The sequence below is a fragment of the Pseudomonas sp. GM21 genome (assembly GCF_000282215.1).
Taxonomy (GTDB): Bacteria; Pseudomonadota; Gammaproteobacteria; order Pseudomonadales; family Pseudomonadaceae; genus Aquipseudomonas.
This window is the reverse complement of sequence record NZ_AKJS01000143.1, coordinates 1-22,621: the sequence shown is the minus strand read 5'-3', so window position 1 is coordinate 22,621 and position 22,621 is coordinate 1. Positions and strand designations below refer to the sequence as shown.

The window sequence follows — 22,621 nt, the reverse complement described above, 5'->3', positions numbered from 1 at the left end:
TAGCAGTCGTAAGTTTTGTTTACGCGGTTTGCCTGATACACCGCAAACGCTGATTTGCGACTGCTGCGCAGCCGGACGCAGCCTCGCGCTGCTCGGCAGCTGCTACAGGGGATGATTATTTCGGGTACAGCGGCGGCAGCCCGCTATCACCCACCGGATCCTGAACCCGCTCGGCAATCGGAATTGCCTTGATCGCGCGCCACAGTTCTTCGCCTTGCCAGTGCTGGCCGGTTTCGCTGTAGAGCGCGCCGTTCAAACCGTCGAGGGCATCGGACAGTGGCACGAAACGGGCGGCCATGTCGGCCAGGGTTTCCGGCTGTTGCCGGGCCCAGGCGTCGAGCGCCTGGCGGGTGGCGTGTGAGTCATTCGCCAGGCAGGCGCGCTTGAGGTCGTCGAGAACGGTGCGCGGGCTCGGGCCGGTCTGCGTGGCACGCGAGATCGCCGGTTGCCGGCGGGCACGCCACCAAAGACCGAACCCCAGCACGGTGGTGCAGGCGAGGATCAGAGTGCTGAGTTTCCAGCGCCGCAGGGTTTCGTTGTCGGCAGTGGAATTGACTTGAGGGCTCGCGGCGGGTGTGTCGACCACCATGCTCGGGTTGTTGGCGACCTGCAGGGTGCGGGCCGGCAGGCTGCTGTGTTCCAGATGGTCTTCGAAGGTGTTCCACCAGACCACCTCTACCGCCGGTAACTCGATTGCACCGCTGCGGGTGGGAACGAGGGCTTCGCGGTCTTCGCGACTGCCGATCAGCCCACGTTCAGTGCTCTGATTGCTCAGGACCGGTTGGTCCGGATAGCGCCGCAAGCCGTTGACGTCAGTGGCTGGCAACGGCGGCAGTTGCGAACTGGACAGGCCTTCAGCCTTGAGGATCAGGCTGCGGGTCAGCGAGTCGCCCACCTGTGCGTGGTCCGGCTCCGGGTTCCAGCTTTCGCTCAGCGTCACGCTACGGGCCGGCAGCCAGGGCAGGTCGGCCGGGTAGCTGTCGGGTTTTGCTTTGACTGTCAGCAATATTGGCGTGGAGCTGACACGCATCAGTTTGCCGGATTTCGGCACCTGGGCGGCGGCGTCCTGCGCGGGCTGGGTATCGACCAGGGTGGCACTGAAGATCTGCGCCGGAATGGCCAGTTCGCCGCTGTGTTGCGGATATATCGCGTAGCGCATTTCGATCACGCCATGGCGCAGGCCGTTGATGACTTTTTCGTAGGTGCGCGACTCGCCCAATTGTTCGATACGCGCGTCAGGCACCTGCAATGGGGTCAGGCTGCTGTCGTCGTACAGCGACACGGAATGGTAGATGCGCAAGGTCAAGACTGCCTGGGCTTGCACGTAAACACTGGTCTCATCAAGGCTGGCGTCGATAAACACCGGGGCCAGCCGGTTCGCGGTGTCCTGGCTTTCACCCTCGACCACTTGCACGGTAATGGGTTGGCTCTGCGCCTCGCCCAGTTGTAATGACGGAATGGTCACGCTGCCATTTGCCTTGGGCAGCAAGGTAATGATCCAGCGCGTGGTCGCGCGGTTGTCGCCACTGAGGGTGTTCAACTGGTTGACCTGGCGGGTGCCGCGCACTTCGAACAGCGGCTCCAGTGGCGTCAGGTCCGGCTTGCCAAACTGCGTCACGTCGCTGGATTCCAGGGTCAATTCGACTGTCTCGCCGGAGTTCAGGCGACTGCGATCGACATTGGCCACAAGCTCCGACGCCTGGGTCTGAACGGCGCAGAACAATAGGGCCCAAATGTAGAAGGTGAAGCGGGTCATCGAGTTTTTCCCTGATCCTGATGTTGTTGCTGTTCGTACCAGAATTTGCGCCTGAGCAGTTCACCCGGATCATCCGGGATCTTGCGCAGCCATTGCTCCAGCGCCTGACGCTGTTCACCTTCGATCGTGTTGCTGGCCGGGCGCTGCGGTGGCCTGGTGCTTTGCTCGTCTGCCAACTCGCTGCCCGGGACTTCATTGGCACCCGGTTTCGGCGGCGCTGTGGCCTGTTGTTCGGTGTCCGGTGTGGCCTGTTCGGCATCGGTTTTGGGATCGCCGTTGCTCGTCGGTTGTGTGGCCGCACCGGGTGACTGTTCCTGCTCGGCGTTTTGCGCCTCGCTATCATCGGTGGTGTCCGGTTCAACCGGCGGCGGGGTGAGTTCCTGCTTGAGCAGACTTTCCACCAGCGCTTTGTTGGTCAGGGCCGGGCGCAAATCCGGTTGAAGCTCCAGCGCCTGTTCGTAGGCGTCCAGCGCGGCTTCCAGTTCCCCGCTTTTGGCCAGGGCGTTGCCACGATTGTAGTGGGCGTGGGCGTCACTGCCTTCGGCGAACCGCTGGGCGGCGCCGCTGTAGTCACCGGCTTGATACAGCGCCACACCCTGCCATTGTGGGTCCTGGAAGTACTGCGCGGCCCGGGCCGGGCGGTTTTGCTTGAGCAAGTGCAGACCCCGTTGATCAGGGCGCAACCACAAGTCTTCGAAATCGAAGGCGAAACTCGGTTGCGGCAGCGCAAACAGCAGCGGCAGGCAGAACAACCAGCCGCGCCGACCTGCACACGCCGCCAGCAGCAACAGCGGCAGCAACAGCCAGTAACCTTGGTCAGCCCAGGTGTCGAGGCGCAACATTTGCCCATCATTGCGCAGTGCGCGCGGGCCATCGAGCAAGCCGAGCGCATGCAGGTCGGTGTCGTCCAGCCGTGCCTGGCGATACTCTCCGCCAAGATCGTTGGCGAAGGCTTTGAGGCTTGAGTTGTCCAGGCGCGGTACCAGAATTGCGCCTTCATTGTCCTTGAGGAAGCTGCCGTCTTCCTGAGCGACCGGGGCACCTTCGTCGGTACCGATGCCGAGCATCAAAAACTGCGTCGAATGCCTGTCCAGTGCCTGGCGGATGCCTTGGCGTTCCTGTTCGGTCAGGGTGGAGCCGATCAGCAGAATCCGCCCATCACCCAAAGCGGCCTGATTGAGCAAGGCAAGGGCTTTGTTCACGGCGAGATCGGCCCGATGGCCGGTCTCAGGCATCAGCGAAGGTTTCAGCGCGTCCAGCAGGTTGCCACTGGTCGAGAGGTCATCCGACAGCGGCACCAATGTGTGTGCACTGCCGGAGTAGACGACGATGGCCGTTTGGGAGTCGCTGCGCACTTGCAGCAGGTCAAACAGCTTGCGTCGCGCCTGTTCCAGCCGGTTTGGCACCACGTCGGTGGCGAGCATTTCCGGGGTCAGTTCCAGTACCACCACCAGCGGGTCGGCCGGTTTCTGACTGGTCTGTTCGACCCGTTGCCAACTCGGCCCCAGTAGCGCCAGAACGGTCAGCAGCCAGGCGAGCCCGAGTACGATCCAGGGCAGTTTGCTGTCACGTCCGTTACCGCCACTGAGCAACGCGGCGTGAAAGGCGGGCGGCAGAATCATCTGCCAGCGCCCTGCACGCTTTTGCCGGTGCCAGAGTTGCCACAGCAGCCAACAGAGCACAGGCAACAGCAGCAGCCACCAGGGGCGGAACCAGAAAGGCCAGAGCACGCTCATCGGCGTCTCCGCAGGCGCAGGCGATTGAGTCGCTGGCGCCAGTCAGGCAGGGGCGATTGCAAGAACAGATCCTTGGTAAACAGGCGGTGCAGCGGGTTGTCCGGCCAGCGTTCGCGCACCACCAGCAGCATGCTCAACCACAGCGTCAACGCGAGCGGCCAGTGATACAACGCCTGGGCCGGACGGGCCTGGGTGGGCTGCTGCGTGACGGGCTCGAGTTTGTCGAGGGTGTCCTTGATGGTTTGCAGCTCGTTGCCGTCATGGGCGCGGAAGTACTGGCCTCCGGTGGCTTCAGCGATGGCTTTGAGCGCCGGCTCGTCGAGGTCCAGGCTCGGGTTGACGCCCAGAAAGCTCAGGGTGCCACTGTCTTCCGGGTTGGCCCCAACGCCGATGGGGTAGATTTTCACCCCTTCGTTAGCGGCCAGACGTGCAGCGGTCAGCGGGTCGATTTCGCCGCCGTTGTTGGCGCCGTCCGTGACCAGAATCAGTACGCGGCTCTGGGCCGGACGCAGGCGCAGGCGTTTAAGCGCCAGGCCGATGGCATCGCCGATGGCGGTGTTCTTGCCGGCAATGCCGATACGCGCTTCGTCCAGCCAGACCCTTACGGTGTGCCGGTCGAACGTCAGTGGTGCTTGCAGGTACGCCTGACTGCCGAACAGGATCAGGCCGACCCGATCGCCATCGCGGTTTTCCAGGAAATCACCGAGTAAATGCTGCACGAGGCTCAAGCGGCTGACGTCCTCGTTTTGCCACTTCATGTCCGGGAAATCCATCGAGCCGGACACGTCCACCGCCACCAGCAAATCGCGGCCACTGGCCGCAATCGGTAGCGGTTCACCCAGCCACTGGGGGCGTGCGGCGGCGATCAGCAGCAACAGCCAAAGCAGCACGAACGGTGCCTGCTGGCGCCAAGCCGGCAGGTTTGCCCGGGCGCGGCGGCGGGTCAGGCCTTCGAGGTCGTTCAGGAACGTGACTTTAAGCGCCGGCTCGCCGCTGTCGGCCATTGGCAATAGCACGCGCATCAGCCAAGGCAAGGGCAGCAAGGCAAACATCCACGGCCAGGCGAACTCAAACATGTTTGCGAATCCAGGTGTCGACGGCTTGGGTCAGGCCCGCGATGGCCTTGTCGTCGAGTTTGCATTCGGGTTTGTAGGCACCTTCAACCAGCACCATCCAGCGTGTCAGGCCGGCCGCCGGGCAGCGATTGTCGAGAAACGCCAGCCATTTGCGCCCGTTGAGTGTGTGGCTCTGGCTGTAGGGGTAATGGTTGCGACACAGGCGCTTGAGCAAACCATTGAGCTGCTGCAACCAGGCGCCGGCCGGTGCGCCGTCGTACGGCTTGGGCATCCGCGCCAGTTCGGCCAGCGCTGCGACGCGCACCGGGTCCAGTGGCTGTTCGGCACGAACGACGGGACGTTTGCGTGCCATCAAGTGTCGCATTCGCCACAGGCCAAAACCGATCAGCGGCAGCAGTAACAGTAACAACCACCAGCCCGGCGCCGGAGGCCAGAATTCGATGGGGGGCGGGGTGATCAGGGGCTGCAGTTGATCGAGGCTGCTCATCGACCTTTCCCCGGCTTTTGTGGGTTCAGGTACTCGCGCAGTTGCTCAACCATCTCGCTCTGAGTGCTCAATGGCATCAGCAATACGCGCAGTTTTTGTGCGAGCAATTCCCAACGGGCGATGCGTGCTTCGGCTTGTGCGCGATAGGTCTGGCGCAGGTCGAAATTCAGAGTGTCGAGCTCCAGTTGTGCACCACGTTCGGCAAATCGCAGCAAACCGGCGGCGGGCAGGGCGTGGTCCAGAGGATCGGACACGGGCAACAGCAACAGGTCGCAATGGCGCGACAACAGGCTCAGTTGCTGTTCAGAACCGTCGGTCAAGGCGCGCTCGTCGCAGATCACGATGACCAGACTGCCGGGCCGCAACACTTCTCGCGCCCGACGCAGTGCCAGGTTGAGGGAGTCGCGGTTTTGCTCGGTTTCGGTGTGCAACGATTGATTGACGCGCACCAGTCGGTTGAGCAATTGCAGCAGGCTTTGTTTGCTGCGCCGGGGCTTGATTTCGTAGTGCTCGTTGTCGCCGAACACCAGTCCGCCCACCCGGTCGTTATGGCCCAGCGCGGCCCAGCCGATCAGGCTGGCGGCCTGGGCGGCGAGTACCGATTTGAACATCAGGCCCGAGCTGAAAAACAGCCGGCAACTTTGCTCGACCATGATGAAAATCGGCCGCTCACGCTCTTCATGAAACAGCTTGGTGTGCGGCTCTTGCGTTCGGGCGGTCACGCGCCAGTCGATGGTGCGCACATCGTCACCGGCCTGATAAACCCGCACCTGGTCGAAGTCCACACCACGCCCGCGGAATTTGGAGTGGTGCAGGCCGATCAGCGGGCTGCGCTGGCTGGGTGTGGAAAACAACTGCACTTCACGCACGCGATGGCGCATCTCGATCAGCTCGGCGAGGCTGACACGGATGCCCGGCTCGGGCGGCAGAGTGGCGTTCATCGGGGTCAAGCGACGGCTACGACGTCGAGAATCCGCTGGACCACCCGGTCCTGGTCGATGCCGGCAGCTTCGGCTTCGAAGGACAGAATGATGCGGTGGCGCAATACGTCAAACAATACGGCTTGAATATCTTCCGGGCTGACGAAGTCGCGACCGGCCAGCCAGGCGTGGGCCCGGGCGCAACGGTCCAGCGCGATGGAACCGCGAGGGCTGGCACCGTAGGCAATCCAGTCGGCCATCTCCGGGTCGAATTTGCCGGGGTTACGCGTGGCCATGACCAGTTGCACCAGGTATTCCTCTACGGCGTCGGCCATGTACAGACCGAGGATTTCCTTGCGCGCGGCGAAGATAGCCTGCTGGCTGACCCGGCGTTCCGGTTTGGTTTCGCCGTGCAGGGCCTCACCACGGGCTTGTTGCAAAATCTTGCGTTCAACCGCCGCGTCCGGGAAGCCGATTTTCACGTGCATCAGGAAACGGTCGAGCTGGGCTTCGGGCAGCGGGTAAGTGCCTTCCTGCTCAATCGGGTTTTGCGTCGCCATCACCAGAAACAACGGCGACAGTTCATAGGTGCTGCGCCCGACACTGACCTGACGCTCGGCCATGGCTTCCAGCAACGCAGACTGAACCTTGGCCGGGGCGCGGTTGATTTCGTCCGCCAGCACCAGGTTGTGGAAGATCGGGCCTTGCTGGAAGACAAAGCTGCCGGTTTCCGGGCGATAGATTTCCGTGCCGGTGATGTCGGCAGGCAACAGGTCGGGGGTGAACTGGATTCGGTGGAACTGTGCTTCGATCCCTTCGGCAAGCTCTTTGATGGCCTTGGTCTTGGCCAGGCCCGGAGCGCCCTCGACCAGCATGTGGCCGTCGGCAAGCAACGCGATGAGCAAGCGCTCGATGAGTTTTTCCTGGCCGAGAATCTGCGTTGAAAGAAAGGTTCGCAGCGCGAGTAGCGCTTCACGATGTTCCATCGATGACTGTTCCTGGAGAAGGTGGCCGAAGGCGTTCGAATAACGCTTGGGCCGGGGGCGTTACTTTAATCCATCGCGGGGGGCGGCGACTAACGGCATTTTGTGCAAAGTGCGGGAAATGATTGGCAAAACTTTTCGAAGATTGCAGGGCACGGGCCCTGTGGCGGTTTTGAGGGCCTCATCGCGAGCAGGCTCGCTCCCACAGGTAATCTCCAGTGGATGCAGAAATTGCATCCGCCTCGATTCCTTTGTGGGAGCGAGCCTGCTCGCGATGAGGCCGGCACAGACACATTGATAGTTAGAGCTGGCTTATATAGGTACCCGTCCCCTTGAGGATGTTCTGCAAGGTTTCTTCCACTTCCGCCAAATCACCCGCATCGGTGTTGTGAATGATTTCCAGAGAATCATCCCCATTCAGCACATCCGCATCCGCCGCTGCGATTTCGATCAGCAGGCGGGTAGGGCTGAGGGTGACTTTTACGCCGTCCAGCGTTGAAGGCTCGTCGTCGAGGGTGATTTCCAGTTCGTCCTCGTCCGGGTAGCGGGTCATCAGGAACATCTCGCCCTGATCGCTGTGGCAGCAGAGCATGGCCATGTTGTCTTCCTCGTCATCGCAAGGGTTCACAATCAAGAGGGCGGTGGTCATTTGCATGGGGCAATTCCTGGCTCGGCGAGCATGGTGAAGACGAACAAAACGCAATTCTGCCAGCACAAGGGAATTTCTGCTCGGATGAGTGTCAGAGGAGGGGCGTGGACGCTGGAAGTGTTACTGGTCATTTCTGGCACGCGGGTGCCGGAAACCGGGGATAAAACCCCCGTTTTTGCCCACGGCTGCTAGTGTTGTTCGAGGCGCGTGCCGCCAGTTGCGTACCGATGACCGAATATGTCGCAGCACCGCAAGCATGGGCCTTGCCGCACTCGTTAAGCTGCGCAACGGATGAGCACCTGTAAAGGCATTGCGCTGCACGCAGTCCAGTCGTTTTTGCAGATGCCCATTCATGGAAGGTGAATGTGACCCGAGTGTCTCGTCCAGCTTCACCCACCTGTCCCCCTGTTTCCTCTGCCCGAGAATCAGGAACAGGGTGACGGATCGCCCCGCAAGGGGTTTTGCACGCGACGCTTCCATCAATAACAAGCCCAAGCGGAGTACCACAGATGGCGTTCTTCACCGCAGCCAGCAAAGCCGACTTCCAGCACCAACTGCAAGCGGCACTGGCACAGCACATCAGTGAACAGGCACTGCCACAAGTGGCGCTGTTTGCTGAACAATTCTTCGGCATCATTTCCCTCGACGAGCTGACCCAACGTCGGTTGTCCGACCTCGCCGGCTGCACCCTTTCTGCATGGCGCTTGCTTGAGCGCTTCGATCACGCGCAACCACAAGTGCGCGTCTACAACCCTGATTACGAACGCCACGGCTGGCAGTCGACCCACACCGCGGTCGAAGTGCTGCACCACGACCTGCCGTTCCTGGTGGACTCGGTGCGTACCGAGCTGAACCGTCGCGGCTACAGCATTCATACCCTGCAAACCACCGTGCTGAGCGTGCGTCGCGGCAGCAAAGGCGAATTGCTGGAAATCCTGCCCAAAGGCACCCAGGGCGAAGGCATTCTGCAAGAATCGCTGATGTACCTGGAAATCGACCGTTGCGCCAACACGGCCGAGCTCAATGTCCTGAGCAAAGAGCTGGAACAGGTGCTCGGTGAAGTCCGCGTCGCGGTCGCCGATTTCGAGCCGATGAAAGAAAAGGTCCAGCAAATTCTCACTGGCCTGGACAACAGCCAGTTCGCGGTCGACCCTGAAGAAAAAGCCGAAATCAAAAGCTTCCTGGAATGGCTGGTGGGTAACCACTTCACGTTCCTGGGCTACGAAGAATTCGTGGTTCGCGATGAAGCCGACGGCGGCCACATCGTCTACGACCAGAACTCCTTCCTGGGCTTGACCAAACTGCTGCGCACCGGCCTGACCTACGATGACCTGCGCATCGAAGACTACGCCGTGAACTACCTGCGCGAACCGACCCTGTTGTCGTTCGCCAAGGCTGCGCACCCAAGCCGTGTACACCGTCCGGCTTACCCGGATTACGTATCGATCCGTGAAATCGATGCCGACGGCAACGTGATCAAGGAATGCCGTTTCATGGGCCTGTACACCTCCTCGGTGTATGGCGAGAGCGTGCGGGTTATTCCGTACATCCGCCGCAAGGTCGAAGAAATCGAACGCCGGTCCGGTTTCCAGGCCAAGGCTCACCTGGGCAAGGAGCTGGCGCAGGTGGTCGAAGTGTTGCCGCGCGATGACCTGTTCCAGACCCCGGTCGACGAACTGTTCAGCACCGTGATGTCGATCGTACAGATCCAGGAACGCAACAAGATCCGCGTGTTCCTGCGCAAAGACCCGTACGGTCGTTTCTGCTACTGCCTGGCCTACGTGCCACGCGACATCTACTCCACCGAAGTGCGCCAGAAGATCCAGCAAGTGCTGATGGATCGCCTGAAAGCCTCGGATTGCGAGTTCTGGACATTCTTCTCCGAATCCGTACTGGCCCGCGTGCAACTGATCCTGCGCGTCGACCCGAAAAACCGCATCGACATCGACCCGGTCCTGCTGGAAAAAGAAGTGGTTCAGGCCTGCCGCAGCTGGCAGGACGACTACGCCAGCCTGACGGTTGAAAGTTTCGGCGAGGCGAGCGGCACCAACGTGCTGGCTGACTTCCCGAAAGGTTTCCCGGCCGGCTACCGCGAGCGTTTCGCCGCCCACTCGGCGGTGGTCGACATGCAACATCTGCTGAGCCTGAACGAAAAAAATCCATTGGTGATGAGCTTCTATCAGCCACTGGGTCAGGTGTCCGGCCAGCGCATGCTGCACTGCAAGCTGTACCACGCCGATACGCCGCTGGCGCTGTCCGACGTGTTGCCGATCCTGGAAAACCTTGGCCTGCGCGTGCTGGGTGAATTCCCGTATCGCCTGCGCCATACCAGTGGCCGCGAGTTCTGGATCCATGACTTTGCGTTCACGGCTGCCGAAGGCCTGGAACTCGACATTCAGCAACTCAACGACACCTTGCAGGACGCGTTCGTCCACATCGTGCGTGGCGATGCCGAGAACGATGCGTTCAACCGCCTGGTACTGACCGCGGGCCTGCCATGGCGCGATGTGGCGCTGCTGCGTGCTTATGCGCGCTACATGAAGCAGATTCGTCTGGGCTTCGACCTGGGCTACATCGCCAGCACCCTGAACAACCACACCGACATCGCTCGCGAGTTGACCCGGTTGTTCAAAACCCGTTTCTACCTGGCGCGCAAGCTGTCGGGCGATGATCTGGAAGACAAGCAGCAACGTCTGGAACACGCGATTCTGAGCGCACTGGACGACGTCCAGGTGCTGAACGAAGACCGCATCCTGCGTCGCTACCTGGACCTGATCAAGGCCACCCTGCGCACCAACTTCTATCAGACTGACGCCCACGGCCATAACAAGTCGTACTTCAGCTTCAAGTTCAACCCGCACCAGATTCCAGAGCTGCCAAAGCCTGTACCGAAGTTCGAAATCTTCGTGTACTCGCCTCGCGTTGAAGGCGTGCACCTGCGCTTCGGCAACGTGGCGCGTGGCGGTCTGCGCTGGTCCGACCGTGAAGAAGACTACCGCACCGAAGTCCTGGGCCTGGTAAAAGCCCAGCAAGTGAAGAACTCGGTCATCGTGCCAGTAGGCGCGAAGGGTGGCTTCCTGCCGCGTCGCCTGCCACTGGGCGGCAGCCGTGACGAGATCGCGGCCGAAGGCATCGCCTGCTACCGCATCTTCATTTCGGGTCTGTTGGATATCACCGACAACCTGAAGGACGGCGCGCTGGTTCCGCCGGCCAACGTCGTGCGTCATGACGACGATGACCCGTACCTGGTGGTTGCAGCGGACAAGGGCACTGCGACCTTTTCTGACATCGCCAACGGTATTGCCATCGACTACGGCTTCTGGCTGGGTGATGCGTTCGCTTCCGGCGGTTCCGCCGGTTACGACCACAAGAAAATGGGCATTACCGCCAAGGGTGCGTGGGTCGGCGTTCAACGTCATTTCCGCGAACGCGGCATCAATGTCCAGAAAGACAGCATCACAGTGGTCGGCGTCGGCGACATGGCCGGTGACGTATTCGGTAACGGCCTGTTGATGTCCGAGACGCTGCAACTGGTGGCTGCGTTCAACCACCTGCACATCTTCATCGACCCGAATCCGGAGCCCGCGAACAGCTTCGCCGAGCGTCAGCGCCTGTTCGACCTGCCGCGTTCGGCCTGGTCGGATTACGACACCAGCATCATGTCCGAAGGCGGCGGGATCTTCTCCCGTAGCGCGAAAAGCATCGCGATTTCCCCGCAGATGAAAGAGCGCTTCGACATTCAGGCCGACAAGCTGACCCCGACCGAACTGCTCAATGCCTTGCTCAAGGCACCGGTAGACCTGTTGTGGAACGGCGGTATCGGTACGTACGTCAAGGCCAGCAGCGAAAGCCACGCCGATGTGGGCGACAAGGCCAACGATGCACTGCGCGTGAACGGCAACGAACTGCGCTGCAAAGTCGTGGGCGAGGGCGGTAACCTCGGCATGACCCAACTGGGTCGTGTCGAATTCGGTCTCAATGGCGGCGGCTCCAACACCGACTTCATCGACAACGCCGGTGGCGTGGACTGCTCCGACCACGAAGTAAACATCAAGATCCTGCTGAACGAAGTGGTTCACGCCGGTGACATGACCGACAAGCAACGTAACCAGTTGCTGGCGAGCATGACCGACGAAGTCGGCAATCTGGTGCTGGGCAACAACTACAAGCAGACTCAGGCCCTGTCCCTGGCGGCGCGTCGTGCCTTGCCGCGTATTGCTGAATACAAGCGTCTGATGAACGATCTGGAAAGCCGTGGCAAGCTGGATCGTGCCATCGAGTTCCTGCCGGCGGAAGAAGCGATCAACGAGCGCGTTGCGGATGGCCACGGCCTGACCCGTGCCGAGCTCTCGGTGCTGATCTCCTACAGCAAGATCGACCTCAAGGAGCAGTTGCTCAACTCCCTGGTGCCGGATGACGACTACCTGACCCGTGACATGGAAACCGCTTTCCCGCCGACCCTGGTGAGCAAGTTCTCGGCAGCCATGCGCCGTCACCGTCTGAAGCGCGAAATCGTCAGCACCCAGATCGCCAACGACCTGGTTAACCACATGGGCATCACCTTCGTTCAACGACTCAAAGAGTCGACCGGCATGAGCCCGGCGAACGTGGCGGGCGCCTACGTGATCGTGCGTGACATTTTCCATCTCCCGCACTGGTTCCGTCAGATCGAAGCCCTGGATTATCAGGTTTCCGCCGACGTACAACTGGAGCTGATGGACGAGCTGATGCGTCTGGGCCGCCGCGCCACGCGCTGGTTCCTGCGCAGCCGTCGCAACGAGCAGAACGCCGCTCGTGACGTCGCGCACTTCGGTCCACATCTGGCAGCGCTGGGCCTCAAGCTCGACGAACTGCTGGAAGGCCCGACCCGCGAAGGCTGGCAGACCCGCTATCAGGCTTACGTCGCGGCTGGCGTACCTGAGTTGCTGGCGCGCATGGTTGCAGGCACCACCCACCTGTACACCTTGTTGCCGATCATCGAAGCGTCGGACGTCACCGGTCAGAACGCAGCAGACGTCGCGAAGGCTTACTTCGCCGTCGGCAGCGCGCTGGACATCACCTGGTACCTGCAACAGATCAGCGCTCTGCCGGTTGAAAACAACTGGCAGGCCCTGGCCCGTGAAGCGTTCCGTGATGACGTCGACTGGCAACAACGTGCGATTACCATCTCCGTCCTGCAACAGGGCGACGGCACTCAGGACGTGGAAACACGCCTTGCGCTGTGGATGGCAGCGCACGAAGGCATGATCGAACGCTGGCGCGCCATGCTGGTGGAACTGCGTGCCGCCAGCGGTACGGACTACGCCATGTACGCGGTAGCCAACCGTGAGCTGCTCGACCTGGCGTTGAGTGGGCAAGCGGTGGTGACTGCCATTGCTACGGCCAGCGAAGAGCTGGAACCGGCGGCCTGATCAGGCGTTGAATGAAAAACCCCGCATGGCGACATGCGGGGTTTTTTTTGCGTGTTGGTTATAGGGCGTCATTTCGGGACTCATCGCGAGCAGGCTCGCTCCCGCAATTGGAATGCATTTCAACTGTGGGAGCGAGCCTGCTCGCGATGGGGTCATTAGCCTTAGTACAACTACTATTTGGGTTAATTGTCAATCATCGCCACTTTATCTGTCGGTCTGGTCAATAAATTACTGAGCGACTGGTCAAACTTTTGCAGCGCTCTAACTTGCACATTCTGTTGCTCGTTAATATCCGCGACTATCTCAGAACTCGGTTCAAAGTCCGCCCAAAGAGGGCTCAGGCTTTTAGCGTCATGCCCTTGTGCGGTGCCAATGTACTTCAAATTGGTGTCATAAAAATCTGCACTGACATGAGCCTCTAAATCCGAACTGCGCGAGGTCATCAATTGACTGCGACTGTCGACAATGGCTGTCACGTCCGGTTTTGCAGCCTTGAGGCTTTGCATGTCCGGATACACCGTGACCGAGCTGAATTGGCGTTGCAACGACGCTTTGACCCAATCCACGGCGAGGTCGGGGTTGGAGGTTGTCACGAAGGCGTCATGAATCGAATCAATCAATAAGCTCTGGCCAAAGCCAGTGCCGGCGTTGGCCCGGTAGTCCTGTAGGTAGGCGCGATTGGTCTGGGTGTTTTGACTGTAAACGATGCCCAGCGAGACGTTACTCCCATTAGGAATGAGCAGGGCATTGCTACGGCCAACGGGCTCGGTAAAGATGCCCTCCAGTGGGGATACAGCGCTTGGTGCGGTGGGGATCGAGCAGCCTGTTAAAACAGTCGTCAACGTCAAGGTACTGACAAGTGCAAGTTTCATGGTGTTACTCCCGTGAAACAGCCTGAGTCGGAAAGTGAATGTGCCGGTGTTATCCAGCGGTCATTTCAGACTAAACCTGTCTTTGCTGAATGAAAAAGGCAAAGCTTGCGCTTCTCGAGAGGCCTATAGTTTTATTGGGTTTAAATAGGGGCAGTTAATGACGCAGGGAAATAAAAAGGCTCAAAACCGAAGTTTGAGCCTTTTTGTTTATAGCTGTACGAGCAGGCATCAGTTTTCCAATGGGATCAACACTTTTTCATCCGGAGACAACACCATAAACACCAGCAGTTTGGCAGGCTTGGTTGCGCTGGCGTTTTTTGACACCAGGTGTTCCGATCCCGCCGGTTCATACCAATACTGGCCGGCCTTGTAAGTGACGGGCTGTTCCCCCTTGACCTGGGAAACAATCTCCCCCGATATCACGTAGGCCATGGCGGTGCCTTCGTGCTTGTGGGCAATGGATGATTGCCCGGGCTCGTAATCGACTTCGATCATCAACGCTTTTTTACCGGGCACATTTTTCAGCATCTGATCCTGCAGCACCGTGACCTTTTCAGACGGGCCTTCGTGAGCAATGGCAGCAGCCGAAACGCTCAGGGCCAGGGCGGCGAGGGGGGCAGCAAGGAAACGCAAAGCTTTCATGGATTATTACCTGCGGTGGTTATCGTCAGGAGCAACGATAGTCCGCAGGACAGGGCAATCAAACAGCCAATATTCGGGAAGCTGAGGGGACCAATGCAACACCTCGCTCGTCGTAGCAGTTGTCGAGCAACGCGAGGCTGCGTTCGGTCTGTAGCAGCTGTCGAGCTCCAGCGAGGCTGCGTTCGGCGACGGAGTCGTCGTAAACCCTGCAACGCGGTTTTCCTGACGCGCCGCAGGGCGACCGGACGCAGCCTCGCGTTGCTCGACAGCTGCTACGAGACGGACGCAGTCTTGCGGGTTTGATAGCTACAGAGCGTTTTAACGAATCGGGAAGCTGTTGAAATCCACGGCATTTGCCAATTGGTTGTCGATCAGGCCGATAAAACCCTGGACTTCAGGGCAATTGAAATGCTGCTGCATGGCCGCTTCCGATTGCCAGTGGGCGCTGACAGTCCAGCGGTTGGTGTCCTCGGGGCAGCGGTCGACCATGTAGGAGTCGCAGCCTGGTAATTCGCGCAGGGTTTCGACAATCTTTTGCAGTTGCTTACCCAGTTCATCCGAGCGGCCGGCAGCGGCCTGCACCTGTACGGTATTGATCACTTCGTTGGACATTGCTCACACTCCTGAATCAGGCCGGACGAATCCTGCTCATTGAGGGATAACGCTCAGGCAGGATAGGCCTGCTTCCCCGGACCGCCAATAGCCAAACGCCCGGTAAACCCGCAGACCAATCGGTCAGGCCACCTGCTGCAAAATGTCGCGCAAACGGTCTAGAGCGGTGTCGATATCCAGGGTTTCTAGCGCGCCAAAACCCAGCAACAGCCCGGCCTGCGGTGCTTGCTGGAAGTAAAAGGCCTCGATGGAATAGAGCCCGACTTCGACCTTTTTGGCCAATTCGATCACCAAGGCGAGATCTATAGGCACTTTGCACATCACCACCAGGTGGAAGCCGGCCGTGGACGGCACCGGCTCGAACCAGGGCGATAAGTCGCCCGCCATGCGCGCCAGAATCCGTTCGCGACGCCCGGCATAGATCGTGTGGCAGCGGCGGATGTGCTTGAGCAGGCAGCCTTCGGCAATGAATTTGGCCAGCGCCCACTGAGGCAGTGTGGAGGTGTGCAGGTCGGTGAGTTGCTTGGCGCGAATCACTGCTTCGAGAATCGCCGGTGGCAAAATCCCATAGCCGAGGCGCAACTCCGGCAATAGAGTTTTCGAGAAAGTCCCGACGTACGCGACGATCCCCCGTTCATCCATGCTTTGCAGTGAGTCGGCAGGACGGCCCTCGTAGCGAAATTCGCTGTCGTAATCGTCCTCGATGATGATCGCGCCCAGTTCATAAGCTCGCTCCAGCAACGCTACCCGGCGTTCCTGGCTCATCGGCAGCCCGAGCGGGAACTGATGGGACGGTGTGACGTAAATCAGCCGCGTGCCGAGGGGGATTTTATCCACCTGAATGCCTTCGGCATCCACCGGTACGCCGATCACCGTGGCGCCGTGCGAGCCAAACAACAGGCGTGCCGGCGGGTAGCCGGGGTCTTCCATGGCGACGATGCTGCCGGGGCGCGTCATCACCCGGGAAATCAGGTCCAGCGCCTGTTGCGCGCCATTGCACACCACCACGTCTTCGTCCTGGCAATTGACTCCACGGGAAAACGCGATATGCCGGGCGATGGCATTGCGCAGCGCCGGCAGGCCTTCGGGCAGGCTGTAAAGGCCTTTGGAACCGGCCATCTGGCGCAAGGCGTGGGACGTGCAGCGACGCCAGTCATCCTGCGGGAATTGGCCCTTGCTGACGGCACCGCCAATGAAGTCATAGCGCAGCGACCCTTCCAGTGTCGGATGACGCAGGAACACCGGCAGATTGCGCCAGGATTCGATCACCTCAAAACTCGCCAGCTCGGAATGGCTTTGTTTACGGGTGATTTTGGACGGTCGGGCATTCACATAGGTGCCTTTGCCGATCACCCCGGTGAGGAAGTTTTCGTAGGTCAGCTGCGAGTACGTGTCGGAAATGGTCTTGCGCGAAATCCCCAGCTGTTCGGCTAGCAAGCGGCTGGGCGGCAGCTGTGTTCCGGCGGCCAGGCGCCCGGATTCGATGGCGCTGCGCAGTTGGTTGTACAACTGGCCTGCCAGGTCCTTGCGGCCGTTGATGACGACATGAAGTTCCATACCGGCGAGGCTCCTGCAACAATTGAGGCGCGTGTGCGTCGCGCCAGATTACCCGTATGAGTGGCTGTGCAGAAGTTGCGTGGGCCAAATACCCCGGATTGGTCTGTTGCCGAATGGCCCCTGGCTTTTTCGTTGAATTGGCTCTGTAACGTGGGTGCATCAGCGCCTAACGTGGAGGTTACTATTCGATCCGCGAGGTCGCCCCATGAGTTCCCGTCTGGATTACTACAGCGCTTCGCCCAAAGCGATGAAAGCGATGATCGCCATGGAGGCCTTGACCCGCGACCTCAGTATCGAACCCGCGCTGGTGCACCTGATCAAGATCCGCGCGTCGCAGCTCAACGGCTGCGCGTTCTGCACCGACATGCATTCGGTGGACGCACGGCGCCTCGGCGAGACCGACCGGCGCCTGTACTCGATCGTCGTGTGGCGCGACAGCGGCTTTTTCAATCCGCGCGAGCGCGCGGCACTGGCCTGGACTGAAGCCGTGACGCTGCTCTCCGAAAGCCATGTGCCGGATGACGTTTACGCAGGGGCCCGCGAGCAATTCAGCGAATCGGAGTTGGTCGATTTGACGATTGCCGTGAGCACCATCAATAGCTGGAATCGTCTGGCGGTGAGTTTTCGGCAAACCCCTGGCGGCTGAATCAATTTTCCGCGCCCGGTGTCACATCAGGTTCATAAACCCTGCGCAGGATGAAGCTTTCAAGGATAGATCGACAAGGAGTCATTGATGTCACTCATGGAGTCTACTTTTGCCGCCAACATCGATCCCGTGCTGGCGCAGTCCTTCCGGGTGAGCGCCCGTTGCGGGTGCTTCATGCAGGCCGCTCGCAGCCTCAATATCAAATCCACACAATTACGCAAACACCTGGCGCAGCTTGAGGCGCAATTGCACTGTTCGCTGTTCAATCATCACGACAATGGCCTGGCCCTGAGTCGTGAAGGGTTGGCGCTTCAGGCACAGTTGATTGCCTTGGCGCATGAGCGCGCGGCGTCGGTCATCGAGCAACCGCTGATTCGCCTGGCGGTGGCCGAGTCGATCCTGCACGACATTCTCGGTCGTGATTTGGTCGCGTTGTTGCGTCGTAACGCCAGCGTGCGGCTGGACATCATTACGCTCGACAGTGAGCTGAGCCTGCAAGCGGTCAGCGCCGATGTGGTGCTGTGGTTGGCCGGCACTGATTCGCCGCTGCCAGGTCCGGGTTTTGCGGTTAGCGAACCGCAGCCTCTGGCACAACTGGACTACCTGCCGCACATCGCCAAGCGCTATTCGCGGGTCGCCGCACGACCGGACAACCTCGACGACCTGGCCGACTTCATGCTGGTGCAATGGCAGCACGATCGTCAGGTCGAGAGTTTTCGCCCGTGGAACAGCGTGGTGGATCAGCGCCTGGCCGGCGTGGCGCAATTGCACTCCTATGCGCTGATGCTGGAGATGATCCGTTGCAGCGCCTGCATCGGGCTGTTACCCCGTTACATGAGCCAATTCGACCGTGGGCTGATTGCGTTGCCCGGGCTGTTCGATCAGCCGATGCAGCGTCAGGTGTGGATGGCGGTGAGTGCTGTATCACAGGGGCAGACGGAGGTGCAGATGATCGTCGAACTGATCCAGAACACCTTCAATGAGCGCCGGGAGTGGTTCGAGAATTGAACGCGATCAATTGTAGGAGTGAGACCGGCTTGCCGGCGATAGCGGTGTATCAGTCGACATCTATTTTGAATGTTAGTCCGCGATAGCCGGCAAGCCGGTCTCACTCCTGCATGGGTGCTCGCCTTGCCGTGACTCAGTCGCCCAATGCAAACGCCACCGCCGCCTGCGCATGCAGTTCGGTGGTGTCGAGCAAGGGCAGGGCGCTGTGCTCGGGTTTGATCAGCAGGCCGATTTCCGTGCAGCCGAGGATGATCGCCTGGGCGCCGCGCCGGGAGAGCGACTCGATCACCTGCTGATAGACCTTGCGCGACGCCTCGCTGATCACCCCGACACACAACTCGTCGTAGATGATCCGGTGCACGGCCTGGCGTTCCTCGGCTTCAGGCACCAGCACGGTCAACCCCATCGCGCTCAGACGATCCTTGAGAAAGTCCTGTTCCATGGTAAACGCGGTTCCGAGCAGACCGACTTTCAACGCACCGGCATCCACGGCTGCCTGGCCGGTCGGGTCGGCGATGTGCAGGAACGGAATAGTGATCGCAGCCTGAATCTGCCCGGCCACCTTGTGCATGGTGTTCGTACACAGCACCACACACTCGGCGCCACCAGCTTCCAACCGCCGCGCCGCATCCACCAGAATCGCCGCCGCATCGTCCCAGTGCCCGGCATGCTGGGCCTGTTCGACAGGACCGAAGTCGACGCTGAACATGAGCAACTGCGCCGAACGCAACGGCCCGAGACGATCACGAACCTGCTGGTTGATGAGGCGATAATATTCGGCGCTGGACTCCCAGCTCATGCCGCCGATAAGGCCGATGGTGCGCATTCAACACTCCCTTTGTCATTGCCTGTATTAACGTTGCAGGCGGGCAGGAGAGTGTCGATTTATTTCGCGAAGCGTGCCAGTGATAAATGCACGGGGTCGTTCATTGAGTCACTGCCTGATCCGCTGCGGCATACTGAAAGATGGCGGTCCCCGTGGGGCTGTTCGCGGGCGTCAGGCGGATAATGGGGACCACAATTTTCGGGTTGGTGGAGTTGTAGAAATCCCGCTGGTTATATTGCGCATCGGCGAGCGGTTTCGGGTTTGTACCGCCGTAGACGTAAAAGAACGCCATGATTGGAAACGTATTGGGGCGTCCGGGTGCCCAGGTTTTTATGATGACTTCGTTATGCCCGTTAAACCCTGTAATACCCAGTAGGGTTTTTGCACGCAGGGATTGATAAAACGCGGGTCCTGCCAGGGCATTGCGTTCATCGGTAATGTCGAAACCGCATTGCCGCAGATTCGGATTGCCACCCGGGATATTCCAGACGGCCAGCCATTGTTCGGCAGTGGTCACGCCCGCGTTCTGGCAAAGTTGACTCTGAGCGGGATAGTCGCGATGGGGAACGCAGACGGATGTTTCACTTCGGTGCCACGTCCATCCATCCATGGGGTAAGAACACAGATAGTCCAGATCTGTTTTGTCAGTCGGTGTCTCGAATATGGGGTACAGGATATAACCGTTGCCATAGCCCCATGCCAATCGACCAAAATTCGCATCTGCCCGTAGATGAGAAAAGGAAACACCGCCGCTTTTAATGGATGTCGGGCTTGGGTCCCAGACTTTATAGGTGTTGGCGGGGTCTTTTACCGTCACTCTCAATGTGACCCCTGAACACAGGAAAGCAGGTTGAGAGTCGGAGTTGTTGCAGTTCGCTACTGTTCTGCCATAAAGCGTCGTTAGTTGAGCCGCAATAACCGGCCCATCTTGAGTAGTTCCCCCACTGAACGCTCCGCCTACATCGGCCGGGGGGTGATCGATTTGGCTACATCCCACCACCAATGCGAATAGAAGCAATCCAATTATTTTGTGCATGACAAAACTCCCTGTCGATTGTCGTGTAATTATCTTGGCTGGGTGATCTGTTTTGAGGGGGCGGTGAATCTAACTAAAATCAGCTGCTCAGCTATAAAGCGACTCTTAAACACCATGAGAAAATAATGGGGTCAGCGGTGTCTGTCCTTTTCAGGGTGTAATTGAACATGACGGATATGCCCCGGTTCTCTGTTATCCATGCCGACGGCACCGACAGATCGGTTTGTAATGGCTGTGTGATGGGGACTTCATCGCCGTAGCGAGTGGTGATACCGAATAGGGCCATACGCACGCTGTAAGTGCCTTCCAGCGTTGGGTAGTAAACCCTGAGATTGGTTTTGTCCTGATTCAGCGTCGGTTCCGGTAGACGATGTTTTTGCGCGGTGACTGTGATGCGCAGGTCTTTGGAGGGTAGAGGCTCGGTGGGACCAGGCAGCCTCACGGTGTAACTGATCTGCGCACCGCTACCGATGCAATCAACCACTTCCAGCCTCGGGACCAGAAATTTCAGTACCTGTCCTGCATAGGCGACGGTTTGAATCTCGCTGCCATAAGTCGAATTGCGCCCGAGCCAATAGACTTTGACGGTTTGCCCGAGGGCGGAGCCGGTGAAATCAACCTCTACCGTGGCAAAGTTGGCCTCGTAGAAGTCCTTTTCGAAGTTCAATCGGGTCCCGTCGAGTTCCTTGGCTTCCAGCACTTTGGGCGGTTTCAGATCCAGAGCGGGTTGTCGGATGTGCACGTCTATGTGAGTAGTCGGTGACCAGATCGCCTGCGGTCCTGATGAATTGCCGATTTGATCCACGCCCCTGAAGCGCATGGCAAATCGAGGGTTATCCGTTTTGAATGCCTCTGCAAAAAGCTTCAACACGATTGTGCCGGCAGCGGCTTGTGCCGCTGTCACTGTATGCAGGACCGTGTGACCATCACAATCGAGCGTGATTTTGTCGTGCGCTCGCATGTAAACGTACTTCAGTTTGACCTCTACGCCTTCGGCGACTCGATCGGCATCCAGACCTTTGTCGATGACATCAGCGGGTAGTGTCATGACCAGGTTGAGATTGTCCCCAGTCCCCGTCACATCGCCACCGGGGCGATGTGTGTTGAAGAGAACGACAAGGTCCTCCGAGGTTTCCGGGTCCTGACTGATCCGTTTGACCCTCAAACGGATTCGGTTGATACCGTCATGCAAGCGGGCGATCGGTAGAAACAGTGAGAACCTTTTGTTTTCTTCGCCCGGCTGAATGGTTTTGTCGGCAACGGGTGTGGATTCGTTATTCAGCAACAACTCTGCAGTGTCGAACGCATTCATGTTGAGCCAGGGATCGACCACTGCTTCAGCTTTTGCGTTGGAAAGGCGAATGCCACCCTCAGGATTGTCGGGATGAAATACCGGCGTCGTCATCAGCAGTATGGTTACTTTATCTATCTTTAAAATCTGACTGCTCATTAGGTGCGATCCTTTGCTGACGGCAATGGGCTTTCCCGTAACGTCAACTGCCGGATCATCTAACACCTGATAGGTGAGTGTCGGCTACTGTCACATCTGACAGGTCGAAGTGAGTTACGCCCCTTGAATGTAACCGCTCGTCGTTTTGACTCACGGTCAGGGCGCATCCACCTGGCAGCTTTGTCGTACGTCGGCGGCCGTCATCTGCCATGATGAAGTTCCGCAGCACCGCTCCAACCAAAGGAACACCGCAATGGACGACGTACAACAACTGGGCGAAATGCTTCGCCACTACGCAGAAAGCGAAGCGCACAAGAAGCAGACGTTTGAGTCGCAATCGACCGTGTGGGCGACGCGCATTGGTGAGCTGTTCGATCAGATCCAGCATTGGCTGGAACCGGTCCAGGCGCCGAATCTGCTGGAGGTGAGCCGCGAGGCTTATGTCGCTTCAGGGCCGAGCGTGCCGGTCGAGACGTCGCCGTTCAAGACCGAGAAACTGTCCATTGTCATTGCCGGCAAGCCGGTGGAGTTCGTGCCGGATGTGATGGGCGCGGGCGGTCAGATTTCATTGGCGGTGATGGGGCTGACGGCTGCGCGCTATGGCAGCGTTTCGCTGGTGTGCCTGCCGCCGTCGACTAGCTGGCAGTGGCGCAAGACCAATGGCCTGAAAGACCCGGACACCTTTGCGTTCGATGCGAACTTTCTGGCGCAGCAGTTGCAAAGTCTGATCCCTCGCGATCGCGGCCAAGTCCTCCCGGACTGACCCAAAACCTTGTAGGAGCCAAGCTGCTCCTATAGGGGATGGGGGTGATCACACGGCTTTTGTAGCAGCTGCCGAGCTCGCGAGGCTGCGTCCGGCGACGTAGTCGTCGTGAAATCAGACAATGCGGTTTATAAGGAAACCGCGTCCACCGGGTTTACGACGACTGCGTCGCCGGACGCAGCCTCGCAGGC

18 protein-coding genes are annotated in these 22,621 nt (G+C 59.4%); 4 read left to right on the top strand and 14 right to left on the bottom strand.

What is annotated here, in order from left to right:
• Positions 1-115: 115 nt before the first annotated feature.
• From PMI22_RS05975 to PMI22_RS06005, 7 genes are all read right to left on the bottom strand, one after another.
• Positions 116-1,756, bottom strand: a complete 1,641-nt coding sequence (locus tag PMI22_RS05975; protein WP_007948052.1) for a BatD family protein — start codon at positions 1,754-1,756, stop codon at positions 116-118.
• Positions 1,753-3,492 (bottom strand): tetratricopeptide repeat protein, encoded by a 1,740-nt coding sequence (locus PMI22_RS05980; RefSeq protein ID WP_007948051.1) that lies wholly within the window; start codon positions 3,490-3,492, stop codon positions 1,753-1,755. Before PMI22_RS05980 ends, PMI22_RS05975 begins: the two co-directional genes overlap by 4 nt.
• Positions 3,489-4,568, bottom strand: coding sequence for a vWA domain-containing protein (locus PMI22_RS05985; protein WP_007948050.1), 1,080 nt, complete (start codon positions 4,566-4,568; stop codon positions 3,489-3,491). Before PMI22_RS05985 ends, PMI22_RS05980 begins: the two co-directional genes overlap by 4 nt.
• Positions 4,561-5,055 carry a DUF4381 domain-containing protein gene (locus tag PMI22_RS05990; RefSeq protein WP_007948049.1) on the bottom strand — a complete coding sequence of 165 codons (495 nt, stop codon included), beginning with the start codon at positions 5,053-5,055 and terminating at the stop codon, positions 4,561-4,563. The genes PMI22_RS05985 and PMI22_RS05990 overlap by 8 nt, the downstream gene beginning before the upstream one ends.
• Positions 5,052-5,996 (bottom strand): DUF58 domain-containing protein, encoded by a 945-nt coding sequence (locus PMI22_RS05995; protein ID WP_007948048.1) that lies wholly within the window; start codon positions 5,994-5,996, stop codon positions 5,052-5,054. Before PMI22_RS05995 ends, PMI22_RS05990 begins: the two co-directional genes overlap by 4 nt.
• A 5-nt stretch (positions 5,997-6,001) precedes the next feature.
• Complete coding sequence (locus PMI22_RS06000) at positions 6,002-6,961, bottom strand: AAA family ATPase (RefSeq protein WP_007948046.1); 960 nt, start codon at positions 6,959-6,961, stop codon at positions 6,002-6,004.
• Between the two features lie 298 nt (positions 6,962-7,259).
• Positions 7,260-7,613 (bottom strand): hypothetical protein, encoded by a 354-nt coding sequence (locus PMI22_RS06005; protein WP_007948043.1) that lies wholly within the window; start codon positions 7,611-7,613, stop codon positions 7,260-7,262.
• Between the two features lie 503 nt (positions 7,614-8,116).
• Here PMI22_RS06005 and PMI22_RS06010 point away from each other — a divergent pair.
• The gene (locus tag PMI22_RS06010; RefSeq protein ID WP_007948042.1) at positions 8,117-13,018 is read left to right on the top strand and encodes an NAD-glutamate dehydrogenase; all 4,902 of its coding nucleotides are present in this window, start codon (positions 8,117-8,119) and stop codon (positions 13,016-13,018) included.
• Between the two features lie 182 nt (positions 13,019-13,200).
• On the opposite strand, the gene PMI22_RS06015 is transcribed toward PMI22_RS06010, so the two are convergent.
• From PMI22_RS06015 to pdxR, 4 genes are all read right to left on the bottom strand, one after another.
• Entirely contained in the window at positions 13,201-13,890 is a 690-nt protein-coding gene (locus tag PMI22_RS06015) for a hypothetical protein (RefSeq protein ID WP_007948041.1), read from the bottom strand.
• 228 nt (positions 13,891-14,118) lie between these two features.
• Positions 14,119-14,532 (bottom strand): cupin domain-containing protein, encoded by a 414-nt coding sequence (locus tag PMI22_RS06020; RefSeq protein ID WP_007948040.1) that lies wholly within the window; start codon positions 14,530-14,532, stop codon positions 14,119-14,121.
• Positions 14,533-14,850: 318 nt separating this feature from the next.
• A complete protein-coding gene (locus PMI22_RS06025; RefSeq protein WP_007948038.1) occupies positions 14,851-15,144 on the bottom strand; it encodes an antibiotic biosynthesis monooxygenase family protein in 294 nt (97 codons plus the stop codon).
• 123 nt (positions 15,145-15,267) lie between these two features.
• On the bottom strand, positions 15,268-16,701 hold the full coding sequence (gene pdxR, locus PMI22_RS06030) for a MocR-like pyridoxine biosynthesis transcription factor PdxR (RefSeq protein ID WP_007948036.1): 1,434 nt from the start codon (positions 16,699-16,701) through the stop codon (positions 15,268-15,270).
• Between the two features lie 205 nt (positions 16,702-16,906).
• On the opposite strand from pdxR, the gene PMI22_RS06035 reads away from it, so the two are divergent.
• Positions 16,907-17,347: a carboxymuconolactone decarboxylase family protein gene (locus PMI22_RS06035; protein WP_007948035.1), complete on the top strand. Its 441-nt coding sequence runs from the start codon at positions 16,907-16,909 to the stop codon at positions 17,345-17,347.
• A gap of 87 nt (positions 17,348-17,434) precedes the next feature.
• Entirely contained in the window at positions 17,435-18,355 is a 921-nt protein-coding gene (locus PMI22_RS06040; RefSeq protein ID WP_007948034.1) for a LysR family transcriptional regulator, read from the top strand.
• Between the two features lie 133 nt (positions 18,356-18,488).
• Here PMI22_RS06040 and PMI22_RS06045 read toward each other — a convergent pair whose 3' ends face one another.
• The 3 genes from PMI22_RS06045 to PMI22_RS06055 all read right to left on the bottom strand — a co-directional run bounded on the left by PMI22_RS06045 (position 18,489) and on the right by PMI22_RS06055 (position 21,667).
• Positions 18,489-19,181, bottom strand: coding sequence for an aspartate/glutamate racemase family protein (locus PMI22_RS06045; protein WP_007948033.1), 693 nt, complete (start codon positions 19,179-19,181; stop codon positions 18,489-18,491).
• A gap of 100 nt (positions 19,182-19,281) precedes the next feature.
• Positions 19,282-20,217 (bottom strand): hypothetical protein, encoded by a 936-nt coding sequence (locus tag PMI22_RS06050; RefSeq protein ID WP_007948032.1) that lies wholly within the window; start codon positions 20,215-20,217, stop codon positions 19,282-19,284.
• Positions 20,218-20,308: 91 nt separating this feature from the next.
• Positions 20,309-21,667 (bottom strand): hypothetical protein, encoded by a 1,359-nt coding sequence (locus tag PMI22_RS06055; RefSeq protein ID WP_007948031.1) that lies wholly within the window; start codon positions 21,665-21,667, stop codon positions 20,309-20,311.
• 253 nt (positions 21,668-21,920) lie between these two features.
• Here PMI22_RS06055 and PMI22_RS06060 point away from each other — a divergent pair, with 253 nt between their 5' ends.
• Entirely contained in the window at positions 21,921-22,430 is a 510-nt protein-coding gene (locus tag PMI22_RS06060) for a hypothetical protein (protein WP_007948030.1), read from the top strand.
• Positions 22,431-22,621 lie beyond the last annotated feature (191 nt).

What these genes read in the sequence shown, in the direction of transcription:
- PMI22_RS05975 (WP_007948052.1), bottom strand. Translation starts at nt 1,756, where the DNA reads ATGACCCGCTTCACCTTCTACATTTGGGCCCTATTGTTCTGCGCCGTT.
- PMI22_RS05980 (WP_007948051.1), bottom strand. Translation starts at nt 3,492, where the DNA reads ATGAGCGTGCTCTGGCCTTTCTGGTTCCGCCCCTGGTGGCTGCTGCTG.
- PMI22_RS05985 (WP_007948050.1), bottom strand. Translation starts at nt 4,568, where the DNA reads ATGTTTGAGTTCGCCTGGCCGTGGATGTTTGCCTTGCTGCCCTTGCCT.
- PMI22_RS05990 (WP_007948049.1), bottom strand. Translation starts at nt 5,055, where the DNA reads ATGAGCAGCCTCGATCAACTGCAGCCCCTGATCACCCCGCCCCCCATC.
- PMI22_RS05995 (WP_007948048.1), bottom strand. Translation starts at nt 5,996, where the DNA reads ATGAACGCCACTCTGCCGCCCGAGCCGGGCATCCGTGTCAGCCTCGCC.
- PMI22_RS06000 (WP_007948046.1), bottom strand. Translation starts at nt 6,961, where the DNA reads ATGGAACATCGTGAAGCGCTACTCGCGCTGCGAACCTTTCTTTCAACG.
- PMI22_RS06005 (WP_007948043.1), bottom strand. Translation starts at nt 7,613, where the DNA reads ATGCAAATGACCACCGCCCTCTTGATTGTGAACCCTTGCGATGACGAG.
- PMI22_RS06010 (WP_007948042.1), top strand. Translation starts at nt 8,117, where the DNA reads ATGGCGTTCTTCACCGCAGCCAGCAAAGCCGACTTCCAGCACCAACTG.
- PMI22_RS06015 (WP_007948041.1), bottom strand. Translation starts at nt 13,890, where the DNA reads ATGAAACTTGCACTTGTCAGTACCTTGACGTTGACGACTGTTTTAACA.
- PMI22_RS06020 (WP_007948040.1), bottom strand. Translation starts at nt 14,532, where the DNA reads ATGAAAGCTTTGCGTTTCCTTGCTGCCCCCCTCGCCGCCCTGGCCCTG.
- PMI22_RS06025 (WP_007948038.1), bottom strand. Translation starts at nt 15,144, where the DNA reads ATGTCCAACGAAGTGATCAATACCGTACAGGTGCAGGCCGCTGCCGGC.
- pdxR (WP_007948036.1), bottom strand. Translation starts at nt 16,701, where the DNA reads ATGGAACTTCATGTCGTCATCAACGGCCGCAAGGACCTGGCAGGCCAG.
- PMI22_RS06035 (WP_007948035.1), top strand. Translation starts at nt 16,907, where the DNA reads ATGAGTTCCCGTCTGGATTACTACAGCGCTTCGCCCAAAGCGATGAAA.
- PMI22_RS06040 (WP_007948034.1), top strand. Translation starts at nt 17,435, where the DNA reads ATGTCACTCATGGAGTCTACTTTTGCCGCCAACATCGATCCCGTGCTG.
- PMI22_RS06045 (WP_007948033.1), bottom strand. Translation starts at nt 19,181, where the DNA reads ATGCGCACCATCGGCCTTATCGGCGGCATGAGCTGGGAGTCCAGCGCC.
- PMI22_RS06050 (WP_007948032.1), bottom strand. Translation starts at nt 20,217, where the DNA reads ATGCACAAAATAATTGGATTGCTTCTATTCGCATTGGTGGTGGGATGT.
- PMI22_RS06055 (WP_007948031.1), bottom strand. Translation starts at nt 21,667, where the DNA reads ATGAGCAGTCAGATTTTAAAGATAGATAAAGTAACCATACTGCTGATG.
- PMI22_RS06060 (WP_007948030.1), top strand. Translation starts at nt 21,921, where the DNA reads ATGGACGACGTACAACAACTGGGCGAAATGCTTCGCCACTACGCAGAA.